Here is a 24,585-nt window from a genome sequence, read left to right as displayed (position 1 = left end):
ACTACCTATCGCGCGATGTGCCGCTACCTATCGTGCGATGTGCCACTACCTATCGTGCGATGTGCCGCTACCTATCGTGCGATGTGCCACTACCTATCGTGCGATGTGCCACTACCTATCGCGCGATGTGCCGCTACCTATCGTGCGATATGCCGCTACCTATCGTGCGATGTGCCACTACTTATCGTGCGATGTGCCACTACCTATCGTGCGATGTGCCACTACCTATCGCGCGATGTGCCGCTACCTATCGTGCGATGTGCCACAACCTATCGTGCGATGTGCCACTACCTATCGTGCGATATGCCGCTACCTATCGTGCGATGTGCCACTACTTATCGTGCGATGTGCCACTACCTATCGTGCGATGTGCCACTACCTATCGCGCGATGTGCCGCTACCTATCGTGCGATGTGCCACCACCTATCGTGCGATGTGCCACTACCTATCGTGCGATGTGCCGCTACCTATCGTGCGATGTGCCACTACCTATCGCGCGATGTGCCGCTACCTATCGTGCGATGTGCCACTACCTATCGTGCGATGTGCCACTACCTATCGTGCGATGTGCCACTACCTATCGTGCGATGTGCCACTACCTTTCGCCTTGCTGGAGCGGCGACTCAAATGAAATTAAAAATTTGTTAATTTTAATTGACAGCTCACATTCATACTTTATACTGCACTACTCCTGCGCAACGAGTCACACGTGCCACGGCACGGAAGGAGTTAGATAATGGGAATCTGTATCGACTGCAAAGGCAAAAGGACCGTCACCTGCCCCGAGTGCGGTGGCACCGGGAACAGGTATTATGTGGCGGTGCTAGATATCTGGGAGTCCGACTGCAGCGCCTGTTTCGGAAGCGGTACCGTCAGCTGTCCTGCTTGTGAGAGCAGACCGCTCGGCTCCGGAGTACCGAGACCACCGGCAGCTTGGACCCCGCCCCCTGCCCCACCGGGACTGTGAAAGACGTCTCAACGCGAAAAGGGCCGGCAGAAGATGCCGGCCCTTTTTTTCTTCCTCTGCGACGGCACGCTGAAAGCCCGCCACCCCACCTCGCGACCGGCAGCGCGCCCCCACCAGATAAAACACGGGAAAACTGGACCGGCCATTGGCCGGTGAGATGATGAATGCGGTCGGCACAGGATTAGTCAAAAAAAATGCAATACATTTACCGTTCTGTATACTTTTTTTATCCGCACTATCAGCCTGTTATACGGAAATCGTAAGCTACCCCGGTATCCCCCCTTCTCACGTTAGATATGACCAACCATTTTCTCCTACATTAAATTGCCCCCCCTCCGAAGAAGCAACCAATTCTGTAAAGAATCGCGTCCGGTGAAAGCACAGAAATTACCTTTTCTGCTCCCTAGATGCCGCATGCCTGTCGTGCCTGACTGCTGAATTATCCAGGCGCCGGTTCTGGCGCCGTCACTACAACCCGAAAAGAGGACAGGAAGAAAAATGGGTGAACTGAAACTGAAGGCAAAGGTATTGGTCGGATTCGCCGTCGCAGCTTTGCTCGGCATGGCTGGTTGTCTCGTCGCGATGCGGGGCTCGACAGGGATCGGAGTGGGTGTCTCAGTGGCGGCCTTTATAGCCACCCTCGCGCTAGGCATCTGGCTCTCCCGTGCCGTCGGCGCGAGGACGCAGGCGTTGGAAGAGGAACGCGAACGGCTCGTTGAGAAAAACGACTGGTTCCGCGCCATCATCGACGCGGTGCCGTTTCCGGTGCACGTAACCGATAACGACATGAAATGGACCTTCATGAACAAGCCGTTCGAGACGCTCCTGGTCCGCGAGGGGCGCATCAAGGACCGTGACACCGCCGTGGGACTTGCCTGTAGCAACGCCGCGGCCAACATCTGCAACAACGAGGGATGCGGCATAAAGCAACTGCACAAAGGGGTGAACGAGAGCTTCTTCGACTGGTGCGGGTTGGAATGCAAGCAGGACACTGCCTACGTGATAAACCGCAAGGGGGAGCGAATCGGATACGTAGAGACGGTGACCGACCTCACCGCCATGATCAGAAACCGCGACTATACCCATGCGGAGGTGGAGCGCATGGCTGAGAACCTGACCAGGCTGGCGCTGGGGAATCTCGACCTCGACCTGCAGGTGGCGGATGCGGACCAGCATACCGGCGTAACCCGCGAGAACTTCGTCAAGATCAACGCGAGCCTCTCCAGGGTGAAGGACGCCGTCGGCGCCATGATCGAGGACACGGAAAAGCTGGTCAACGCGGCGCTGGCCGGTGAGTTCCAGACCCGCTCCGACGCTTCCAGGCACCAGGGTGAGTTTCGCGCCATCGTGGACGGGGTGAACCGGACGCTCGACGTGGTGGTCGATAAGAACGATTGGTACGAGGCGATCATCGATGCGGTCCCCTTCCCCATCCACGTCACCGACAACGACATGAACTGGACCTTCCTGAACAAACCCTTCGAGGCGCTCCTGGTCAAGGAGGGGCGCATCAGAGACCGGGTCACCGCGCTCGGGCTAGCCTGCAGCAACGCCGCGGCCAACATCTGCAGCACAGAGGGGTGCGGCATCAAGCAGCTGCAAAGGGGAGTAGGCGAGAGCTACTTCGACTGGTGCGGCTCGGGTTGCAAACAGGACACCTCGTACCTGCTGAACCGCAAGGGGGAGAAGATCGGTTACGTCGAGGTGGTCCAGGACCTGACGGCGATCATAAGGAACCGCGACTACACCAAGGTAGAGATCGAACGGATGGCCTCCAACCTCAGGCTCCTCTCGGAGGGGGACCTTGACCTCGATTTCGCCATCGTGCAGCCGGACCAGCACACGAAGGAGACGCACTCCGATTTCGCCAGGATCAACGACAGCCTAAAAAGCGTTAAACAGGCCATGGACGGCGTCATCGGCATCACCAAGGAGATCGCCGACGGGAACCTGACCGTGGAAGTGACGCCGCGCTCGGAGAAGGATGAGTTGCTCAAGGACCTAGCGGCGATGGTGCGCAAGCTCTCCGACGTGGTACTGGACGTGAAACAGGCGGCGGACAATGTGAGTCTCGGGAGCAAGGAACTCGCCGAAAACGCGGAGAACACCTCGCAGGGGGCAACGGAGCAGGCGGCCTCGGCCGAGCAGGCATCGAGCTCCATGGAAGAAATGAGCGCCAACATCAGGCAGACCGCCGACAACGCGATGCAAACCGAGAGAATCGCGGTGAAATCGGCCGCTGACGCGCAGGAGGGAGGGAAGGCCGTCGCAGAGACCTTAGCCGCCATGAAGGAGATCGCCGGGAAGATCTCCATCGTCGAGGAGATCGCACGCCAGACCAACATGCTCGCGCTGAACGCGGCCATCGAGGCGGCGCGTGCAGGTGAGCACGGCAAGGGGTTCGCGGTGGTGGCGGCCGAGGTGAGAAAGCTCGCCGAGCGCAGCCAGAAGGCTGCCGGCGAGATATCGACACTCTCCACCTCGAGCGTGGAGATCGCGGAGAAGGCGGAGGCCCTTCTGGGGGAAATACTGCCCAACATCCAGAGGACCGCGGAGCTGGTCCAGGAGATCAGCGCGGCAAGCAAGGAGCAGGACGGCGGTGCACAGCAGATCAACCAGGCGATTCAGGTGCTGGACCAGGTGATCCAGAAGAATGCCACGGTGGCGGAAGAGATGTCATCCACCGCCGAAGAGCTCTCCTCTCAGGCGGCCCAGCTGCAGGAAACCATCTCCTTCTTCCACGTGGACAGCGCCGAGGCCCCGGCCGGCCGGAGGGAGGTGGGGACGAGGGCGCGCGAAGCCGCCTCCCTCACATACTCCGGGACGAGCGCCAAGAAAGACACCAGGGCGCGCGCCAGACAGGCCGCGGTCGACAAAGGGGTAGCCATCAACCTCGACCACGGCGACTTCGAGCGCTTCTAAGACGCAGAAAAAGGAAGGCCGCCTCCCCTTTCAAAGGTGAGGCGGCCTTTTCTCTTGCTCACGCAGCCTTTACCGCCTGCCACCCTACCTCATGCCCTCACGTAGAGCGCTTAAATTTTCATTGATGGATGGAGAGTTTCTTCATCAGGTCGTAGAGGGTCGGGCGGCTAACGCCCAGCTCTTCGGCAGCCTTCAGGATGTTCCCGGACTGGCGCTCGATGGCGTTCAGGATCATCTCGCGCTCCATCCTCTCGCGCGCCTCGCGAAGCGAAAGCCCGTCGTTCGCGGGAACCGGCACCGGGGGCGGCTCGAAGTCGCAGCCAAGATCGAGAGGGCCGATGCTGGAACCGTCACACATGATGACGGCACGCTGGATCCGGTTCTTCAGCTCGCGCACGTTGCCCGGCCAATCGTGCCGCTTCAAAAAGGCTATCGCGGCCGGAGAGAGGCGCACCTTCTTCTTGTTCTCCTTGCAGTAAAGACGCAGGAAGTTGTCGGCAAGCAGCAGCACGTCGTCACCGCGCTCCCTCAAGGGGGGAAGCTTGATGGTGACCACCCCGATCCGGTAGTAGAGGTCCTCGCGGAAGCGCCCCTCCTCGATCGCCTTCTGGATGTCGATGTTGGTCGCGCAGGTGGTGCGGGCGTCGACCGGGATCTCCTCCCTCCCCCCGACACGCTGGATCAACCCCTCCTGAAGAAAGCGCAGTAGCTTCACCTGCAGGTTCACCGGCAATTCTCCGATCTCGTCGAGGAACAGGGTTCCCTTGTGCGCGAACTGCAGCTTACCGCGCACCGCGGTGTGGGCACCGGTGAAGGCCCCCTTCTCATGCCCGAAGAGCTCACTCTCGAGGAGGTTTTCGGGAATGGCGCCGCAGTTGATCGCCACGAGCGGCCCCTTGCGGCGCTGGCTCGCCTCGTGGATGGCCGCGGCGACCAGCTCCTTGCCGGTGCCGCTCTCGCCGGTGATGAGGATCGGTGCGTTTGAGGGGGCAACCTTCCTGATGGTGGTGTAGACCGCCTGCATCTCGGCGCATCGCCCGACCATCCCCCACTGGTCCTCCGGCTCGGCGTTGGATGTGATGGAGCTGTTTTGTTCCTCCAGGGTGGCGATATGGAAGGCGCGTCCGATCATCACCTTGAGTTCGGTGAGCACTGGGGGCTTCGCGTAGAAGTCGAAGGCCCCCATGCGCATCGCCTTCAGCGCGTTCTCACGCTCGTTGTTTCCCGTGAGCATGATCACCTTGGTCACCGGGTTCAGCCCAAGCATCTCGTCCAGGCAGCGAAACCCCTCCACCGAGCTGTCCGGGTACGGCGGCAGCCCGAGGTCGAGGATCACGACAGCCGGGTGTTCGTTCCGGAAAAGGGAGAGCGCCTCGTGCGCATCTCCGGCGAGCAGCACCTGGTACTCCTGGTTCAGCCCCCACTTGAGCTGCTGCCTGATATCCTCGTTGTCGTCGACAATAAGAAGCTTTTTCACTACTCCTCCTCTATGCGGCGGCGCTGCACCCTCTTGCCGGTTCGGCCTGCGCGACAGGGAGGTGAACGGTGAACACCGTCCCTTCCCCCTCGACGCTTGCGACCTCGATCCTGCCGCCGTGCGCCGCGACTATCTGCCGCGACTGGTAAAGCCCGATCCCCAAACCGGTCCTTTTCGAGGTGCGGAATGGGACGAACAAATCATTTCTGATGAAGCGCGGCGACATGCCGCAGCCGCGGTCGGTCACCCTGATGAAGGGGGAGGCGTTGCATCCTACCTCGGCGGTTATGGGGGTCTCCGGCGCGGAGGCCTCCACCGCGTTCAAAAAGAGGTTCAAAAGCACCTTCTGCAACTCCTCCGCATCGCCAAGGACCATCTGGCAGCTCCCGGTGACATCTATCGTCCTTCCCTGCACCATCTCGGCGCAGCGTCTGGCAAGGGACAGGATCTCGACGGGACGCCTCTGCAAAAGCTCGCTTTCCCCGAGGTTCCGCAGACGGCCGATGAGGCCCTGCATTTTCCTGGTGGTGTTGCCGAGGCTGTTCAGCATGTCCTTCTGGAATTCGGGGTTGTCTATGTGCTCCCCCGCGTTCTGCAGGACTAGCGAAATGGTGGCCGCGAGGTTTTTAAGGTCGTGCGCCACGAAGGTTGCGAGGCTTCCGACCGCCTCCATCGCCTTCGCCTGGGTTAGCTGCTCGGAAAGACGCTGGTGCTGCATGGCGACCGAGACCTGACGCGCGATGGTCTTCATCAGGTCGAAATCCTCGTAGCGGTACTGCTCGTCCGGGACGACCTGCGCACCCAGCACGATGAAGCCTGAAAGGGCCTCCCCTTCTGAAAGGGGGATCACGAAGGAGATGCCGTAGCGAGCAAGCATGGCGCGGTCGGCCTCCGTCAGTTCGGGGTTCGCATCGGAGGAGCTGAAAACCCACTGTTTCTCGCGCAGCGAGGCGAGGATGGGGCTGTCGTCCTCGATGGTCTCGGTCATCGGCTCCAACTCAAGAAGGCCGCCGACACAGTACCACCCGACCCCCTTCTGGTGCTGGTACAGGGCCGCGCCGCGCACGCCGAAGATCTCGCAGTAGGCCTGGAGCACCCGATGCACCAGCTCGTCGGCGCTGTCGAAGGTGGCGAGCCTCTGGGTAAGCCCCAGCCACTGCGAGCGGTAGTCGTACTTGCTCTGGTAGAAATGTTTGTGCAGGAAGACCTTGAACTCGCGGTTGGCGCGCTCGGAGAGAAGGAGCAGCAGCAAAAGGATGCCGCCTGCAAAGCAAAGGGCCAGGGTGAGCACCCGGGGGAACAGCGGCCCGAAGTACCTCATTCCCTCCCCCAGAAGCCCCAGCAGGATGAGATAGACCGCGATCACCGAGATGACGACCGATTTCAGCAATACCGCCTGGGAAACCTTCACCCGGGCGCTGCCGCGCCAGTGGGTACGGGCGTAGAGCATCATGATGGAGGCGACGATAAAAACAAAAGAGCGCAGCGGGACGAGCTCCATGTTGATGGAGCGGTACAAGAGCGCGTTCGAGTAGTAGAACACGAGCACGGACAGCATCGCGAAGAGCGCAACGATGTCGAGCTTCACGCGCCACAGGGCCTCGGACGAGGCGTGCGCCAGGGTGGACTCGAAGTTGATGAGCGCCATCACGAGCAGCGCAAGGATGGCGATGTAGAAGTAGAAACCCGCGTCGGCCAGAAAAAGCAGCGGCTCCACCGGGAAATCAGGGGCGTAGTAAAAGGAGGCGACGGGGAGAAAAGCGGGCACCAACAGAAGCAGACAGCCACAGGCGAGGAGGACCCGCGTCCGGACGGCGAGCCCCCGCTCCGGGAGCTCGCGCGCATAAGTTAGACTCAGAAGGAGCCACAAGGGAGGCAGGAGCGCCTCCACGAATAGCCCCGTCCTTTTCCAGTCCCTCGCGGGCCAAAACGATTCGAGGGCAAGCAGGTCGGTAAGCTCAAGGACCGCCAGGGCGAGGACGGGTAAAGCCAGGAAACTGCGGACGGCGCTTCGCTTCTCCAACTGCACGATGCGCAGTACGGTAACAAGCAGCAACAAAACCGCGATCAGCGAAAGCGCCATGGCATCCCCTCGGCCGGCCGACCTCTGTTACAGCTTCCAGACCCGTATCCCGGCCCCGTTCATAAGCCCCCTGTCGAAGAGCCCCTTCACGTCGATGAGCACCGGGTTTCTCCCCATGAGCCGCGCGAAATCGGCGGGGCCCATTTCCTGGTACTCGCGGTGGGCCACAGCGACCACCACAGCTACCGCAGGCTTTAGCTTCGACATCGGCATGATCCTGACGCCGTATTCGTGATGCGCCTCTTCGGGGTCCGCCATCGGGTCGCACACCTGGACCTCTACGCCGTAGTCTTCAAACTCCTTCACGATATCGATAACCTTGGAGTTCCTGAGATCCGGGCAGTTCTCCTTGAAGGTGAGGCCGAGCACGGTGACGCAGGAGCCCAGCACTTGGTGCCCCGCCCTGATGATTTCCTTCACCGCGCGCTGCGCCACGAATTTCCCCATGCCGTCGTTGATGCGCCGCCCGGCGAGGATGACCTGCGGGATGTAGCCGTTCTTCTCCGCCTTGTGGGTCAGGTAGTAGGGGTCCACCCCGATGCAGTGCCCCCCGACGAGACCGGGGCGGAAGTTCAGGAAGTTCCACTTGCTCCCGGCGGCGGCAAGCACATCCCCCGTGTCGATCCCCATCCGGTCGAAGATGAGGGCAAGCTCGTTCATGAGGGCGATGTTCAGGTCGCGCTGCGTGTTCTCGATCACCTTCGCCGCCTCGGCCACCTTGATCGAGGAGGCGCGAAAGACGCCGGCAGTCACCACGGAGCCGTACACCTGCGCCACCACCTCCAGGGTCTCGGCGTCCTGCCCGGAGACAACCTTCTTGATCTTGGTGAAGGTGTGTTCCCGGTCCCCCGGGTTGATCCGCTCCGGGCTGTAGCCGACCTTGAAGTCCACCCCTCCCCTGAGCCCTGAGACCCGCTCGAGGATCGGGAGGCACTCCTCCTCAGTTACGCCGGGGTACACCGTCGACTCGTAGACCACGATGTCACCCTTTTTGAGGGCACTACCTACCGTTTCACTGGCGCGATACATGAGGGTGAGGTCAGGCTGGTTGGCCTGGTCGATGGGGGTGGGGACCGCGACGATGTGGAAGTCCGCCTTTTTCAGGTCTTCGACGCGGTCGGTGAAGAGTATGTCGGCTTCGGCCAGGTCCGCGCCCTCCACCTCGCCGGTGTGATCGCGTCCCTCGCGCAGTTCCATGATCCTGTTGCGGTTTATATCGAAACCTATGGTGGTACGGCACTTTCCGAAAGCCACTGCGACGGGCAGGCCGACGTAGCCCAACCCCACCACCGAAATAATACGTTCTGCCGTCAAGAGATCCTCCTGGTAAAGAATAGCGGCACTCACAGAGCCGCACTGAACACAGCTATACCTATACAGCCTCAGGCACAAATTGACAAGTGCTAATTGTTTGTGATAAATCACTGATAGACTGGGGTAAATTGCAAGCAGGAGGCGGTAAAAATGACAGGACCGGCGTCACAAAGACAGAAGCAGGAATCCTGCGTTATCAGCAACATCCCATTCTTCTCCTCCCTCACCCCGGAACAGGTGGAACAGGTCGAAAAACTGTTCAGGAAAAAGAACTACGAAAAGGAACAGATAGTGCTCTACGAGGAGGATACATCGAACTACATGTACCTGATTTATTCCGGGAAGGTGCGCGTAGTGAAGATGAACGACGAGGGAAAAGAGCAGATCATCACCATCCACAAGAAAAACGACTTCTTCGGGGAGATGTCGCTTCTGGACAACAAGACCTCGCCGGCGACCATTATCGCGCACGAGGACTCGGTGATCGGGCTTTTGCACAGGACGGATTTTGAAGAGTACCTTTTGCGCAACGAGGAGATCCGCAAAAAGATCATCGAGCTTCTGTGCAGCCGGCTGCGCGAATCGTGGGAGATGATCAAGGTCCTGAGCTTCAACGCCGAGAACGCCCAAGACCGGGTGCTATCCCTCCTGGACCGGTTGGGGGAGCTTTACGGCGTGCGCGACGACCGCGGTGTGATCATCGACGTGAAGATGACGCACCAGCAGATGGCGAGCTACGCCTCGGTGACCCGCGAGACCATGAGCCGGGTCTTGCGCAGCCTTGAGAAGTCTCAGGCGATCAGCATCCTGGACGGCAAGGCGATCCTGCTCAACAAGAGTTTCTTCGACACGAGACAGAACCACAAGAGGCACTAGCGCCTCCTGCCACACTTAAACCGCCCCGAACCTTACTGGATTTGGGTGCCCCCGCCGTCAAACACCGCCGACACGGCGACGGCGAAATCCCCCGCCACCGCTCCGGCGGGAACATTGGTGAAGGAAAGCTTCAGGATCTCTCCCGAGGCAAGGGAGCTGCTTGCGAGTATGACGGCATTGCTGCCGGAGGTGCCGGCAATACCGTTCGCCGCATAGGGTCCGGAAGCGTCGGCGCCGGCAAGAGTCGCACCCGTCGGCATGGTCACCACTAAGTTCACTCCGTAAGGAGCCGCCGCCGGGAGCCCGGCAAGAAACACCGTCCCTACCGCCGTACTGCCGCTTAGTACGGTGCTCATCGCCGCGTAGATCGGCACGGTTACCGCGACCTCGGTGGAGGTCTGCACGTTGCCGGCGCCGTCATAGGCCTTTGCAGTCCAGTTGTAGCTACCCTTAGCGACTCCTGACGGATCCCAGGAAAAGGAGTATGGGGCGCTGGTGGCGCTTCCCTGCAGCACCCCGTTCAGGTAGAACTCTACCCGCGCAACCCCCACGTCATCGGAGGCCGCGGCCTTGATGAGGGTGACCCCGTGCACCACGGTCCCCTCCACCGGGGCGGTGAGCGCCACGCTGGGAGCGGTGCGGTCCGGACCGCCGGAATCGGCTCCCCCTACCTCACTCCCCCCTCCTCCCCCGCCGCCGCAGGCAGCGAAAGTCATCACCATAAGGGCCACCAGGGCCCGCTTAAAAAACCGCATCGTTTCCCTCCATAATCCAGTGTGCCCCATCTAGATCTTCCCCGTGAGCAGAGAGAGGATCACCACGATATCGCCGGTATCGATCCTGCCGTTGGGCTGCGAGGTGCCGTTCACGTAGGGGGCAAGGTCCAGGCGCAAAAGCTCCTCGCTCCCCGGGACGACCTGGCTCGAGGCGATCTGCAGCGCGAGCTGGGCGTCCGCTATGGTGAGGGGTGCCGAGACCGTTGCCGGCGGGGTCGGGTCGGTGAGCTTGACGGCGTTGTAAACCGAGAAGGTGGCCGAAGCGGAGCCGATGTTGCCGGCCGCATCGTAGGCCCGGGCGCTCACGATGTGGCTGCCGTTGGCAGCCAGTGTGCTGTTGAAGTCGAAGCTCACCGAGTTTTGGGCTCCGCTGTAAACCGACGTCCCGTCGAGGTACAGCTCCAGCCTTGCGACCCCGACATCGTCCTTTGCGCTGGCGGAGATGGAGACCGTACCGCCAACGGCAGTGGCCGGTGACGGGGTGACAAGGGATACCGTGGGGGAGATCACGTCCCCCGGCACCGAAACGGTGACCGCTTTCGATACCGCCTCGTTGCCTGAGATATCGACGGCCCTGGCGGCTAGGTCGTAGCTTCCCTTGGCCAGGGAGGCGACGTTCCAGGCGAAGCTGTATGGGGCCTTGGCCGTCTCGAAGACCGGCACCCCGTTTACCAGGAACTGCACCCTTGCGATACCGGCGTTGTCGGTGGCCGAAGCGGTGACAGACACCGTCCCGGAGACCGCATCGTTATTGGCCGGCGAGGTTATGCTGACGGTCGGGGGAAGCGTCTCCGGCACCGAGACGATGTTGGAGTAGACGCTCTCGGCACCAGAGGAGTTGTAGGCGGTTACGGCGAAATAATAGGAGTTAGCCGGATCCAGCCCGCTTATCGTCGCAGTGGTGCTGTTTCTTCCGTCGACAGGGGCGTTACCCTCGAAGGCGCCGGTTCCCTGAAACGGGACGGCGACGGAGTTTGCCTGGTAATAGATGCGGTAACCCGCGAGGTCGGGGTCGGGGCTTGGGTCCCAGGCTAGCGAGACATCAGTGGCAAGAGAGGTGGCGGGGGCGACGATGAGTAGAATTGCAACAGACAACAAGGCGGAAAGGGCGGAAAAGGTGTTGGCTTTTCCATTTGATAGCATGCTCACTCCCAATGACAGGCCTCGGCCGTACGCCTTTTTCGGAAGGGAGTGATAGTGGAAATGAAAAAAGCCGGGACCGCGACACCAGTACTTGGCATTTCGGCGACCCGGCTGTCTCAGAGAGACCCTGTAGGCTTTCCGTCCCACCCTCGCGGATGGTTTAGTATTATCGTGTACCTGTATTCATTTTAGCTGGATGGGAAACCCTTCCATCGGGAGGGGATAGTATTTGATTCATAAGAGGAAAGCAACACTTTTTTTGAAGAAAGCGGCTAAAAACCGCGCCTTTAGCCGCGCAGCCGCGCTGGCACTACCGCGACACGCTGATCGCCTTGGTCCCCTTGTTCCCGGCGGCGTCATAGGCCGCGACCGTGACGGTATGGGATCCGACGCCCACCTTGGTCGTGGCGCTGATGGCACCGGAGTTGGTCCCCAACAGAAAGACCCCGTCCAGGTAGACCTCCATCCGGACTACGGCCACGTTGTCCTGGGCCGACGCCGCCACCTTCAGGTTGGCATTTTTGAGATTAGAAGAGGAAGGCAGGACCAGGTTGACAGTCGGAGCAACGACATCGTTGGCGACGTTTACGGTCACGCTGGCGGAACCTGCATTTCCGGCGGCATCGGAGGCAATGGCAACCAGGGTGTGACTCCCGTTACCGGCGGCTACCGTGTTCCAGTTATAGCTTATAGCGCCCTGGTTCGCTGCGTATATGAGGCTTGAGTTGTCGTAAAGGGCGAAAGATGTAACGCCGATGTTATCGGTGGCGCCGGCCGTCACGGTGACGGTGCCGCTCACTTGCTTGTTGTTGGCGGGAGCCGAAATGGTGACCGTCGGGACTGACGTGTCACCGGCTACGTAGACGACCTTTTCCGTGGTCCCCACGTTGCCGGCGGCATCGTAGGCCTTGGCAGAAAGGGTGTACTGTCCCGGGGGCATCGAGGCGGTCTGCCAGTTGAACGTACAGGGAGCCGTGCTCCCCGCTCCCAGCAGCGTGTTGTCCACGTAGAGCTCCACCTTCGTGACGCCGATGTTGTCCTGAGCGTCGACACCTACGGAAACCGTACCGCTCAGTGTGGTAGTTGCGGACGAGACGGCGATATCCACCACAGGAGGGACCATCTCTTTTACCTGGACAATATTGGAGTAGGCACTTTCCGCGCCGCTCGAGTTGTAGGCGGTGACCGCGAAATAGTAGGAGATACCCGGGTCGAGGCCGCTGATGGAAGCGGTGGTGCTGTCAGCGACGTTCACTGGGGCCGCCCCTTCGACTGCACCGCTGCCGGCAAAGGGGAATGCCGAGGAGTTGGCCTGGTAGTAAACACGGTAACCGGCGAGATCAGGATCGGTGGAAGGGTCCCACTGAAGGCTCACCGTTGAGGGAAAAGCTGCGGCAGGAATCAAAAGAAGGGGGAGAAGGAGCTGCAGAACGCGCTTGGTTTTCAACACTGACCTCCACAAGAGGTGGAGCCCGTGCTCAAGACACAAAAAAACCGGGCACCGACCTGTAGTGCAGGCATTTCGGCGACCCGGCTGTCTCAGAGAGACCCTATAGGCTTTCCGTCCCACCCTCGCGGATGGTTTAGTATTGTCGTGTACCTAATTGTGCTCCCTTCTTTAAACAAATTTAACAGCCGACGCAGTGATTCAGATCACATTTATTACAGATCGTGCTTGCAGCGCTACCTCCACCAGGACATCACGCTGTATACCGCCAACTTCACGTATTCGATCCACAGGGGATGGCAGAGTTCCTGACTGCTGCGCAGTTCAGTGGCCGCGAATGGAACAACAGCTACCGTTGCCGGAAGGGCATTCCGGAAAGCCATAAGCGCCCGCCGCATGTGCGGAGCCGAGCTCACGATCACCACCTGGCGGACTCCGGCATCAAGATGTGAGGCTAAGTTCGCAGCCTCCGTGCGCGTGCCGAAGAAGCCTTCAGCAGCCGGGATGACCCTGATCCGCTCAGCCGGCACTCCGCGCCAGCCGAGGTAATCGACGTACCAGCGCCCCCTGCTCCATGAGCGTCCCTCCCGCACGTTGTACTGGTCCCGGGCAGGGTTGTCCATCAGGTAGATGCTCGGCACCCTCCCCAGGTGCACCAGGTCGGCGGCGGCGTTCAGTCGCTCCCAGATGGTCTCCCCGCCGGCAAGCACATAGCAGGCATCGCCAGACGCTGCCGTTTCGGTGATGAACAGGGGTGCGGCGAGAAGAGTCCGTACCTCGGTAAACGAGGGGATGACCACAAAGATCAGAAATCCGCAGAAAAGTGCGGCTAGGAGTTTCAGGCGTGGCGGCTTCATCTCTCTGACGGGGTCCACATCACCAGGCGATTACCGCGCAGATAGCGCATCCAGGCGACGGCGATGGCCACGTTCACAGTGGCAAAATAAAGGGGAAGTTTTACGGCAAGACTCCGGGCTAGGGAGGGCCTTTTCCATCCGGCAACGGCCAGGAGGTAGAAGCTGCACTGGAGAAGGAATAGGAAAAGATACAGCGGTGAGAAAGGCGCAAGAAAGGCGTTGATCAGCAGTGCCGCCGTCAGGAAAAAGGGTACCAGCCAGCGCAGCAGCTTGTGGCAGCAAAACTGGTAAGCGAAGAGGCCATAGCTAAACGGGTTCAGAAATTCCAGATTTTTGAAAAAGACTGTGATTCCCCGAAGGACCGTCCTGACCTTGCGGTCGAACTCGCGGCTGCTGTCCGCCACGTCCTGGTACAGTCCGACCACCTCGGGGTCCCCCACTCCGCGCAGACCGAGCCTCATGCTGTTCAAAAGGGTTCTGAAATCGCTCTGCATGTTTGGGGAGAAGTCGCGGCATACCTCCTTTCTTGCTGCGAAGAAAGAGCCGCTCAGGCCAACAAGGGAATTCACCCTCCCCTCCAGGTCGCGGAGCCACATCTCGTAGCGCACGTAGGCCCCCTCACCGCACGGCTTTCCATCCCGCCCCACGACCCGGTCCACACTGCTCACGCAGCCGATCGACGGGTCGGCGAAATTGGCCGTAATACGGTACAGGCTTTCAGGCTCGATGATGGTAGCGGTATCGGAAAAGACCAGGATGTCACCACGGGCGATGGCTACCGCCTCCTTCTGGGCATTCTCCTTGCCGCCGCGATCTTTCACCTCCAAAAGGACGACACCCCGGCCTTGGTACTCCCTGACTATGTCGTTGGTGCGGTCGGTAGAGCCGTCGGAAGCCACCACCACCTGCAACAGCTCCGGGGGATAGTCTAGCGCCACCGTGTTCTCGAGCTTCTCACGGATACGCTTTTCCTCGTTGAATGCGGTAATGATGAAGGTCACCGACGGTGTGATGGGTACCTTCGCCACATTGCGACACCGAAGGTAGCTGAGGAGATACAGGGAGAGGGGGTAACCGAAGTAGGCCCAAAAGACGAGAAATATGAATAAAAACAAAAGAATGGGCATAGTGTGCTCCGGTGTCAGCCCGCCAGGAGTTCCCGGTAGACCTGAAGGTAGTCCTGCGCCATCTTTTCCGCAGAAAACCGCGCCAGGACCTTCCGGTGCGCCGCCCGGGACATGTCTTGCCGCAGTCGGACGTCGTCAACTAGTTCGATGCAGCGTCTGGCGAAGGCGGCGGGCTCTCTTTCCTTGACCAGGTACCCCTCCACGCCGTCGGCGAGTATCTCGCCGATCCCACCGACAGCCGGGGCCACGACCGGCACACCGCAGGCCAAAGCCTCGAGGATTATGTGGCACGCCTTCATCATGCGGGAAATATAATCGACAGGGGAAATTATGCAATCTGAATCAAGCCAAGGCACAGGCGCACCCTGATAGTCATAGCGTGCTTAGCTTAGACCCTTCACACCGCTAATACCTTGACAAATCGAAACAAAATATAAAAGATAATACCATTGCAGGTGGGCAGAAAGCATTTAAACTTGACGCAAGCCTCCTCCTTCAGCCCCAGCAAGCACCTGATCCCACTGACTGAGCATGGCGATATCGCAGCACTGTCAGGCTGTAGTCTGACGAAATGGCACTGCAGAGCGGGACAGTACGCTTGCCTGCAGAAAGGAGTTGATAATGCAGAGCCCTAACCTGTTTCAAAGGATTTCCAGACGGGCCCTCGGGCAGATACTGCTTGACGGCAAGTTCGTGTCCAAAAGGGACCTGGATAGAGCCCTACGTGAGCAAAAAACCACTCACGAGCTGCTTGGAGGCGTACTGGTCAGGATGGGGGTCTTAAGGCCTGAAGACGTGGCAGCCCCGCTCTCCATCCAGCAGCACTTGAACCAGATCGAGGATGCTGTCAAGCTGGCTGCAGGCGACCGGCAGCTTCTGGGCGCACTGCTGGTAAAGTCGGGGAGGATAACAGAACAGCAGCTCGATGAAGCGATCTCCGAGCAAAAAAGGAGCGGTGAACGCCTAGGCGAAGTTTTCATGCGCCTGGGGATGCTCACGGAGCTGCAGCTTAAGGGGCTTCTCGACTGGCAGAAGAACCAGCAGGCCCCGGCAGAAACCCCACTTAGACTGGGTGAATTGCTCGTCGCCACCGGCCACATCACCCGCGAACAGTTGGGGCGAGCACTCGCCAAACAGGGGGACAGCGGCAGGAAGCTCGGTGACATCCTGGTCGCCGAGGGGTACGTGCGCAGGAGCGAGGTCAACCGCGCGGTACGCCTGCAGAAGATGTGCGTCAACGCCGTCGTTGCCGCCATCATGGCCATGGGCATGAGCAGTGCCGCCTCCGCCTCCTCCGTGTCCCTCCAATGGGACCCCTCACCGGACACCAACGTAGTGGGCTACAAGCTGTATTATCAGGCCGACTCTGCGACTCAGCCCTTCCAGGGGCCCGCGCCTATCGACGTGCAAAGCCTCACCAACGCCACCATATCAAACCTCGACCCTTCTCACTCCTACAGTTTTGCCGTCACCGCGTACGATTCAGCGGGCGACGAAAGTGCCTACTCGAACGTGGTCACTGTTGCCGAGATGCAGCCGCCGACGACCACCATCACCTACCCTTCAGCTTCGACCACCGTGGCGGGCACCGTATCGGTTACTGCCGATGCCACCGACAACGTGGGGGTAGCCAAGGTGGAATTCTACGTGAACGGTGCGCTAAAGGCGACCGTCCCCTCCACCCCTTACGTCTACTCCTGGAATACCAGTGGTCTTACCCCTGGAAGCTACACCCTGATGACCAAGGCCTACGACGCAGCGGGAAACATCGGGCAGTCCCAGAGTGTCACGGTGAACGTGGCGAACGACCTTACCGCGCCCACCGTCTCCCTCACCTCCCCGGGGAACAACATGACCGTGAGCGGTTCCGTGAACATCGCCGCCAGCGCAAGCGACAACGTGGGGGTGAGCAGAGTGGAGTTCTACTTGAACAACGTACTTCTCTCCGCCACCAACATGTCCCCCTATGCGTATGCCTGGAACAGTAAAAATGTCGCTAACGGGGTCTACACCTTGACGGCTAAGGCGTACGATGCCGCCGGCAATCTGGGGTTGTCACAAGCGCTCACCATCAACGTATCGAACGACCTCACCGCCCCGAGCGTGAGCCTTGCCTCCCCGCTTTCCGGCTCCACGGTGAGCGGCACCGTCGCGGTAACCGCAAACGCAAGCGACAACGTGGGTGTGAGCAAGGTGGAGTTCTACAGGAACAACGTGTTGCAAGCCACCGTCGCCACCGCACCCTACAGTTACAACTGGGATACTAAGACGGTGACGAACGGCAGTTACACGCTGACGGCCAAGGCCTACGATGCAGCGGGCAACGTATCCGTATCCCAAAGCAGTTCCGTCAACGTATCAAACGCGGTCCCAGACACCATAGCCCCGACGGTTTCCATAACATCGCCAAGCAACAACAGTACGGTGAGCGGGACAGTGGCAATCAGCGCGAGCGCCAGCGACAACGTCGGTGTCACGAAGGTCAATATTTATGTCGGCGGACAACTCATGACGAGTCTAACCACTGCCCCTTACAATTATGCCTGGGACACGACAAAAATGACAAACAACAGTGTGTATGCCGTCACGGCAATAGCCTACGATGCAGCGGGAAATCAAAAGCAGGCATCCAACGTGTATGTGACAGTGAAGAACCGGAAGAAATGACATCCAGCGGCGGCTGTGCAGAAGGCGTAATTATCGCGGCTTTCAGTCACAAAAAGCTGGAATGAGTTGAGCCGCGCCTTCAACTTTTAAGGAGAACTGAGATGGAAAAAACACACAACTTGATAAACGGTAAGGCATTCATTACGTTTGCAATTATAGCCCATATGACTCTGTTCTCATCGGTTCTCTCTGCATCGGCAGCTGACCACTACGTTGCACCGACAGGCTCAGCGACCTGGGCTCTCTCCGTCAGCCAATCCACCCCCTGCTCGGTTTCAACCGCGATGGCCAACGCAGCAGCAGGCGACACTGTATACTTCTTCCCAGGAACCTATGCAACTGGTATGCAGAGTTCAAACTACCACATACCAATACTGAACCCATCCAATTCCGGAACTGCAGGTGCTCCCATTGTGTTCAAGAGCCTGGTACCCTTTGGCGCAATTTTACAAGGCACACCCTATACCGGAACGCAAACGGCAGCCATTATAGGTGCTTACAACAAGACGTATGTAACATGGGATGGTTTTATCGTAACAACTCAGAACTCGAGTACTGCTGCACTAGTACAGATCGACAATTCCAATTACATCACGATACAAAATTGTGAATTAATAGGGGGCACCTTTTCAAACAGTGGCAATAACGTTGCAGGTGTAATAGTCCTCGACAGCAGTTATTGTTCAGTCAATAACAACTATATACACGGTTACATCGATCCAAACAACAACCATAACACCGCTGGAATATGGACTTGCAATTCTGTTGGAAACCACTTTTTCAATAATACTTTTTACAACAATACTGAGAACATTTATTCCAAATACAAGAGCGACAGCGACGTTTACAACAACAACCTTCTCGGTCCCCTGGCAAACCTCTCAACGAATGCAAACTTTTATGTGCAGAACTACAATGGTCTTGTGACTAGCCTGTCAATTTATCAGAACATAGTAATAGGCGGCGGTTACGGAATTTCTCTCGACACCAGTCAGAATGCTGGCAACAGTGCCAAGATTTACAATAATACTTTTTATGGTCAAACCATCGGAGCCATGGGTGTCGGTACGAAATTAACCACGACATGGTCATTTTATAACAACATAGTTGCCGGAAGTCCGCAGCAGAGTGTAATTTGGACATACTCAGCAGCTAACCCGGGCCAACTCGACTTCAACAATTATTATAGTTCGGGGAAATATTCTGCAAGGGTTTATGACACAGTATGTACGGCAACAACTTTGGGCAATTGGCAAACCACGTGCAAATATGATCTCAACAGCGTCACTACAGATCCAGGATTCGTAAACCCAGGAGGAAACAAAGCTTCCGACTATAAACGTAAGTCATACCCGTCAAACGGCATCAACGGCAGCGTGATGGGGGCATATCTAACGGGCACGGAGGTAATTGGAGTCTCAGTTATTCCTCCCAGAAACCTTGGAATCACTACAGTACAGTGACGGGCAACCAAGTGTGTAAGCTTCAACGAGAGAAGTGAGGCAAGCTTATTTGGATTTTTGTTTGGTACAAAGTACGAGGTATCCTTCACCTAGGAATGCAATATTGGTTTTACACAGTTGTTCCAGTTTATCCCCGAGCCTCGTGGTAGCTTTCGGGAAAAACTTGTCCAGAGGCCGTGGCCAAGGCATGAAGTGGAAAAACTCCGCCGCCAAAACTTCGAAGCCCGCCTGCCTCAGACTTTTTCTGAATCGGCTCGGCCTATGACGACGGACTCTGAAACTTCTCGGCAGCACCGGTTCTTTTCCCAACCGAGTCCAGATGTGGTTAAAGCAACGTAAGAACGTATGCCTTCTTTTCAGGAATTCAACGATGAAGTCGAGGGAATTGACTGGAGACCATGCATTCGTTACTGAAATCAGAAGGAACCCGCCCGGACGCAGGACTCTGTACATTTCCTGCAAAACCAACTGGTCGGTGTCCAGGTATTCGATGACCCCGGTTGAGCAGACAAGGTCGAACGAGTCGTCGCTGTAGGGCAAAGAGTCTATGCTTCCTTGTTTCAGCGATACCGAGTAGGCTTCTCCTAAGGACTCCATCCTTTCAGCCGTACGGACAAGCATATTCTCAGAGACATCTAGCCCGGAGACCCCGAGCCCGCGCCGTGCCAGGGCTTCCACCAACGCTCCAGGGCCGCAACCTGCGTCCAGAACTTTGGCGCCCCGAGACAAGGACAGCCGATCAACATTCTGAAGCACAGCTTCCAGCCGCACTGTCATGAAGGTTCTTACGGATTCCCCGTAATGCTTGGACTGATAGTCCCCCACATTTTGGTCAAAGAATTCAGTCACCTTTTGCCTGCTCATACGCCCCTCCCCTGCAAACAAGCCAGCCATCTTCACGCAGGCGTCATCTCTTAATCTCACTCCCCAGGCCGCAGAGCCGTTCATAGCTCTCGCACAAATCCCTTCCGATCGAGTCATAGGCGTATTGGGAAAGCACCAATTTTCTGGCATTCCCTCCAATAACACCTCTCAAACTCGCATCGGCGAAAAGCTCACGTATTCTCGAAACGAACTCCTCAGCAGTTGTTGCCAACATGATGCTTTCACCATGTTTGGCATTGATGCCCTCACAGGCGATGGGGTGAGCTACAACCGCCTTCCCCATGGCAAAAGCATCAAGCAACTTCAGTTTAGTCCCTCCGCCATCAGTAATGGGGCAGACGTAGACGGTGGCTTCTTCAAGGTACGGCCGGACATCACTCACAAATCCAAAAAATGTGATGGATGGATCTAATTGGGCAAGGTCTAATAGCGATCGGGGCGGATGCGCCCCAACAACGTGAAGCTTGGCATCAGGAACCTCACGCTTGAGCGCCGGCCATACAGCGCTTATGAAATAGCGCATTGCCTCTACATTCGGGTACCAGTTCATAGACCCCACGAATATCACTGTCTTGTCAGCGGTATTGCGCCCTGCTGGACAAAAGTACAAAGGATCGACGCCGTTTGGCATCACTTTTACAGAAAGGCCCGGGTCAACCTTGAGAAGCCTCTGGGCATCAAGTTCGGAACAGGTGATATGAAGATCGAAGTGGGAACAAACTTTTCTTTCGTATGATCGAAGGCGAAGCCCCTCCTGCCAGTAATAGGGCCGTGCCAGCAGATGTGCGTTCTCCGCCCTTCTTAACATCATATGTGATTCTATATTGTGGTGATCCAACACAGTCTTAACGCTTGGGCAAAACAAGCGGTATGGCGCCAAACTTATGGTATCAAAATGTATGATATCATAACGGTTTTCCGCAACAAGGCGTGAGAGGGACTTTGAGTACAACGGAGAGCTGAGCCAGTTGATGGAATACGGTTTCTTAGTAAAAAGGCTTTTTGCGGCAAGGAAATATTTACCCAGTGGACGCTGCTCCGACGGGATGGGGATAAACTCCACATGTTTGCAAAATGCTGAGAGGGCTTGGCGCGTGTCCGCTATTCCGGACTCGTAGGAGGGATAAAAAGTCTCAAGATATCCCATTTGAACAAAGGATAGCAAATCCACATCATGGACTCTTGCTAGCTGCAACAACAGATTGTAGCTGCGCAAGAGAACCCCTGCTTTGGGCGGATAAGGGATCAGGTGTGAAAGCCAAAGAATTCTCACTGATTACCCCTCTGTTTAGGGCCAAGCAACCGGTCGTAGAGTTCACAGTACTGGGCTGTCATTCGGCGCGAGCTGAACTGTTCGACCACGGTTCTCCTTGCCTGTCGCCCAAGCGCGGCAACCATGGATGGATTTGCCAGCAAAGTCTCTATTGCTGCAACAAGCCCGTCCGTATCACAGGAGTGTACCAGCAAACCGTTGGTACCAGATGTGACAAGTTTTTTGGCATCACCCACTTTAGAGGCAATGACAGCCTTCCCACAAGCCATCGCCTCCAAAAGGGCCATCGGCAACCCTTCCTGCAACGACGGGAGAAGAAATATATCGATCAGGGAAAGTATTTTCCGAACATCACTGCGCCTTCCGAGGAAAAGCACTCTTGATCCTAATCCGGCCTGTGAAACACGTGCCTTCAGAACACTATCAAGAGGGCCATCGCCGACTATGAGAAGCTTGACATCTTCACTACCAATTCTTGATAACGCCTGAAGAGCTAGTTCATGGTTCTTTTCAGGGGTGAGGCTCGAAATCATGCCCAAAACGGTGCAGCCAGAATTAATGCCTAATTCACTCGCCAAGTCACTTGGCTTTGTGTCAATATTGAAGGCGGCGACATCAACGCCATTAGAGACCTTCACTGCACCCGTGATTCCTACCTCCCTCATCTCGGTGACAATTTCATCAGAAACACCTGTTACCAGATCAAACATACGCAGCAATCTGAGGTCCAGGGCTTTATAAATTCGCAACGACACGGATGTGGTCTTCCACAGGTGGTTCGTCGCGATCATAGGGACATCGATCCTGCTGAGGATAGCGTAAAAATCTTCCTTGTATCCGTGACAATGGACGAGATCGATATTAGAGCTGGCGACAAACCGCCTGATCCCTAAGGCACAGGCGAGATCCAACTTACCTTTGCATTTGAAACCGATCGTTGAAAGGCCAAGCTCCTTTGCCGTCAACATGAACTCCGCCTTCGCATCTCTGACATCGTTCAAAGTACCGACTATCGAGTGGTACCCGAATCCATCGGAGTGCTTGGCCACTTCAATGATCACGTTTTCGGCGCCCAAAACGCCTCCCGAACTCCGCAGATGAAGGACCTTGCGGGGGGGGACGGCCAGTGTCTCGGCAATGTCGGCGTCTTTAGAAACCATCCACACTCCGTGAGCCATTAGGGGTGAAATTTTTAATTGCGACAGATGCATCCAGTAAGGAGATATTTCTCAAACACACAATTAGCGCGGTCAGATACCAGAAAATCGGATAGTAAAGAACAGAAAGAAATGATGCAGCCGCGAAAAATCCTATCAGCGAGGCCAAAAGAGCATTCGACATGGACACATAGAACCTTTGCTGCAATTCCTCGTGAGGATGACGCCGCTTTACGGCAAAAACATCCTTGAAGTTCCTATAGACGAGGGCAAAGTACAGGTATGCCCCTATGATTCCAGTTTCCGGAAGCAAAGTAAACCAAAGGGAGTGGGCAACCCTTCCCCACATGTCGCGCCGCAGGTCGGTCGACTGGTACTCCGAAAAGTGCCTAGGGAAATTGTTGCCTCCTACGCCCAACGGTCGGTCCAAGAACATCTTCCACGCGGCATTCCAAGAAAGGATCCTTTCATTTGCAGTCCCCTCCGAGGTGGCTGTTATCGTCAGCATCTTCGCCTTGTAGTCGTCATCAGTCAAATAAGTGAAGGCCAATGCGACTAAAAGGGTGATGGATATAAGCAAAAGCTTCCGTTTCCCAAAAATCCAGTACGCCGCTGCCATGACGATTAATCCGACAAGTGATCCCCTTGACTTTGTCATAACAATGGCTGCAAGGGAAACAATGGCAGAAAGGGTCCACAAGGCCTGCCCTTTTCTGGATGTAGCCTGTGAGAGCAGGAAAAATGTGAACGGCAGAAAACTCACCAGATACAACCCAACGTCGTTTTCGTCACCCACCGAACCGCCTGGACCACGACCTGAATGAGCCAGGGCGAACACACCAATAAAAAGAAAGAGCAGGCACAAGAACTTGCATACACTTTCGAATTTTTCGCGCGAGTCTATGATAACGAGGCAAGACAAAACGACCGGCAAGAACAAGGAAACACCAAGAGCAGCGTTGAACGCTGCACGAGGGGCGGTAGCGAAAGGTACGTAGCAGAATAGTAGGACTACAAAAAGAAGGATATTTCTAGTCTGAGGCAACCCCTTGACAAAACTGTCAGTCAGATCCCCACTGGATACAAGAAAAGCCATCAGGACCACCGTCATTAGTGCACCGGGCCAGACATGGGAAAGAAAAGGGAAAAGATCCTGCAGCCTGCCAAGATCAACGCACAGATACACAGCAACAGCAACGAGCCATTTATTTTTGAAACCGCTGTTATCCTTCAATGCAATTCCTCTCGTTGTTTTTCACATCGTCATAGAAGTCGACGACATGCTTGAAGTACGCCTCCCAGCAAAATTCTCTTGCTGCACGAAGCTGCCCGGCACGACCGAGTTGGTACCTCACCTCTGGGCAGACAATCAGGGTTTCCATCTTTTCGGCAAGAGCATCTATATCAGAAGGCTCTACCAAAATTCCATCTACACCGTCGGCAATAACAGTGGGTATACCATCCACGCGGGACCCGATACGAGCCTTTCCTGCAGACATCGCCTCCAGCAGAACCCGCCCCATAGCCTCCGTTCGTGATGGCAGCACTAAAAACCCGCACCGTCCGATATGATCTGGCATCTCGCACGAAGGTACCGGGGGGTGATAAACTATCCTCGGATGTCCGCCAATCTCGTCATTAAGTTCAACGGGATCAGGGTACCATCCCAAAATCTTCAAATACCAATCCGGATGACGGCCTGATATTCGCTTGAAAGCTTTTATGAGTACATCTACGCCCTTTAACTTGAACGGAAACCCTACGAATAGAATTTCTTTTCGTTCCTCTATGTTTTTAAACAGTTCGGTATTAGTATAATTGGAAAAAGATCTTATTATTTTATTTTTTCTGTTTATTTTAAAAGGTTCGAGTTGTTCAGGATAGGTGAGTTTTATTCCACATGCGCGTGATAAAACAAACTGGGCGAGCAATGGAAATAAAAGGGCGCGAAACCTAGGAGACAATTTGTTAGTAGCTCCTTCCCAAACATGCGATGAGGTATAAACACCGTTGAGTTCGACAACAAGCTTAGCATTCAGGATAATCTTAGCCACGTACCCAATAACACCTGTGAGAAGAGGGTCGTAAGCAACTACAATATCGATGTTTTTCAAGGCCAGGATTTTCCTGAGGCAGAACAACACAAAGCGT

Annotated in this window: 18 protein-coding genes and 2 riboswitches; of the genes, 4 read left to right on the top strand and 14 right to left on the bottom strand. The window is 56.8% G+C overall.

Annotation, left to right across the window (positions count from 1 at the left end; translation table 11 throughout):
• Positions 1-1,465: 1,465 nt before the first annotated feature.
• Positions 1,466-3,889 (top strand): methyl-accepting chemotaxis protein, encoded by a 2,424-nt coding sequence (locus E8L22_RS20105; protein ID WP_136526875.1) that lies wholly within the window; start codon positions 1,466-1,468, stop codon positions 3,887-3,889.
• A 118-nt stretch (positions 3,890-4,007) separates the two neighbouring features.
• On the opposite strand, the gene prsR is transcribed toward E8L22_RS20105, so the two are convergent.
• Genes prsR through E8L22_RS20090 form a run of 3 tightly spaced genes read right to left on the bottom strand, consistent with a single transcriptional unit; the run spans position 4,008 to position 8,763 of the window.
• A complete protein-coding gene (gene prsR / locus E8L22_RS20100) occupies positions 4,008-5,366 on the bottom strand; it encodes a PEP-CTERM-box response regulator transcription factor (protein WP_136526874.1) in 1,359 nt (452 codons plus the stop codon).
• A gap of 10 nt (positions 5,367-5,376) precedes the next feature.
• Positions 5,377-7,449 carry an XrtA/PEP-CTERM system histidine kinase PrsK gene (prsK, locus tag E8L22_RS20095; protein WP_136526873.1) on the bottom strand — a complete coding sequence of 691 codons (2,073 nt, stop codon included), beginning with the start codon at positions 7,447-7,449 and terminating at the stop codon, positions 5,377-5,379.
• A 27-nt stretch (positions 7,450-7,476) separates the two neighbouring features.
• Positions 7,477-8,763, bottom strand: a complete 1,287-nt coding sequence (locus E8L22_RS20090) for a nucleotide sugar dehydrogenase (protein WP_136526872.1) — start codon at positions 8,761-8,763, stop codon at positions 7,477-7,479.
• A 150-nt stretch (positions 8,764-8,913) separates the two neighbouring features.
• Between E8L22_RS20090 and E8L22_RS20085 the strand changes: the two genes are divergently transcribed.
• On the top strand, positions 8,914-9,639 hold the full coding sequence (locus E8L22_RS20085) for a Crp/Fnr family transcriptional regulator (RefSeq protein ID WP_136526871.1): 726 nt from the start codon (positions 8,914-8,916) through the stop codon (positions 9,637-9,639).
• A gap of 32 nt (positions 9,640-9,671) precedes the next feature.
• Here E8L22_RS20085 and E8L22_RS20080 read toward each other — a convergent pair whose 3' ends face one another.
• The 6 genes from E8L22_RS20080 to E8L22_RS20055 all read right to left on the bottom strand — a co-directional run bounded on the left by E8L22_RS20080 (position 9,672) and on the right by E8L22_RS20055 (position 15,291).
• The gene (locus E8L22_RS20080; protein WP_136526870.1) at positions 9,672-10,394 is read right to left on the bottom strand and encodes an Ig-like domain-containing protein; all 723 of its coding nucleotides are present in this window, start codon (positions 10,392-10,394) and stop codon (positions 9,672-9,674) included.
• A 30-nt stretch (positions 10,395-10,424) separates the two neighbouring features.
• Complete coding sequence (locus tag E8L22_RS20075; protein ID WP_136526869.1) at positions 10,425-11,558, bottom strand: Ig-like domain-containing protein; 1,134 nt, start codon at positions 11,556-11,558, stop codon at positions 10,425-10,427.
• A gap of 98 nt (positions 11,559-11,656) precedes the next feature.
• Positions 11,657-11,733: riboswitch (cyclic di-GMP riboswitch) on the bottom strand.
• 135 nt (positions 11,734-11,868) lie between these two features.
• Positions 11,869-13,008 (bottom strand): Ig-like domain-containing protein, encoded by a 1,140-nt coding sequence (locus tag E8L22_RS20070; RefSeq protein WP_246044819.1) that lies wholly within the window; start codon positions 13,006-13,008, stop codon positions 11,869-11,871.
• Between the two features lie 71 nt (positions 13,009-13,079).
• Positions 13,080-13,156, bottom strand: a riboswitch (cyclic di-GMP riboswitch).
• An 85-nt stretch (positions 13,157-13,241) separates the two neighbouring features.
• Positions 13,242-13,862, bottom strand: a complete 621-nt coding sequence (locus E8L22_RS20065) for a YdcF family protein (RefSeq protein ID WP_136526867.1) — start codon at positions 13,860-13,862, stop codon at positions 13,242-13,244.
• On the bottom strand, positions 13,859-14,989 hold the full coding sequence (locus E8L22_RS20060; RefSeq protein ID WP_136526866.1) for a glycosyltransferase family 2 protein: 1,131 nt from the start codon (positions 14,987-14,989) through the stop codon (positions 13,859-13,861). The genes E8L22_RS20065 and E8L22_RS20060 overlap by 4 nt, the downstream gene beginning before the upstream one ends.
• A gap of 14 nt (positions 14,990-15,003) precedes the next feature.
• A complete protein-coding gene (locus E8L22_RS20055; protein ID WP_136526865.1) occupies positions 15,004-15,291 on the bottom strand; it encodes a glycosyltransferase in 288 nt (95 codons plus the stop codon).
• A 319-nt stretch (positions 15,292-15,610) separates the two neighbouring features.
• Between E8L22_RS20055 and E8L22_RS20050 the strand changes: the two genes are divergently transcribed.
• Together E8L22_RS20050 and E8L22_RS20045 are read left to right on the top strand one after the other, a co-directional pair.
• Complete coding sequence (locus E8L22_RS20050; RefSeq protein WP_136526864.1) at positions 15,611-17,656, top strand: Ig-like domain-containing protein; 2,046 nt, start codon at positions 15,611-15,613, stop codon at positions 17,654-17,656.
• 101 nt (positions 17,657-17,757) lie between these two features.
• A complete protein-coding gene (locus E8L22_RS20045; protein ID WP_136526863.1) occupies positions 17,758-19,119 on the top strand; it encodes a right-handed parallel beta-helix repeat-containing protein in 1,362 nt (453 codons plus the stop codon).
• Positions 19,120-19,164: 45 nt separating this feature from the next.
• Here the strand turns inward: E8L22_RS20045 and E8L22_RS20040 are convergent, their stop codons facing one another.
• The 5 genes from E8L22_RS20040 to E8L22_RS20020 are packed head-to-tail and all read right to left on the bottom strand — an operon-like array spanning position 19,165 to position 24,548.
• The gene (locus E8L22_RS20040) at positions 19,165-19,983 is read right to left on the bottom strand and encodes a class I SAM-dependent methyltransferase (RefSeq protein ID WP_162604886.1); all 819 of its coding nucleotides are present in this window, start codon (positions 19,981-19,983) and stop codon (positions 19,165-19,167) included.
• Positions 19,984-20,026: 43 nt separating this feature from the next.
• Positions 20,027-21,277, bottom strand: a complete 1,251-nt coding sequence (locus E8L22_RS20035; RefSeq protein WP_136526861.1) for a glycosyltransferase family 4 protein — start codon at positions 21,275-21,277, stop codon at positions 20,027-20,029.
• Positions 21,274-22,437, bottom strand: a complete 1,164-nt coding sequence (locus E8L22_RS20030; RefSeq protein WP_162604885.1) for a glycosyltransferase family 4 protein — start codon at positions 22,435-22,437, stop codon at positions 21,274-21,276. The genes E8L22_RS20035 and E8L22_RS20030 overlap by 4 nt, the downstream gene beginning before the upstream one ends.
• Entirely contained in the window at positions 22,427-23,668 is a 1,242-nt protein-coding gene (locus E8L22_RS20025) for an O-antigen ligase family protein (protein WP_136526859.1), read from the bottom strand. The genes E8L22_RS20030 and E8L22_RS20025 overlap by 11 nt, the downstream gene beginning before the upstream one ends.
• Positions 23,658-24,548, bottom strand: a complete 891-nt coding sequence (locus tag E8L22_RS20020; RefSeq protein WP_162604884.1) for a glycosyltransferase family 4 protein — start codon at positions 24,546-24,548, stop codon at positions 23,658-23,660. The genes E8L22_RS20025 and E8L22_RS20020 overlap by 11 nt, the downstream gene beginning before the upstream one ends.
• Positions 24,549-24,585: the final 37 nt, after the last annotated feature.

This window comes from Geomonas ferrireducens (assembly GCF_004917065.1).
Classification (GTDB): Bacteria; Desulfobacterota; Desulfuromonadia; order Geobacterales; family Geobacteraceae; genus Geomonas; species Geomonas ferrireducens.
This window is presented reverse-complemented; position numbering and strand designations above follow the sequence as displayed.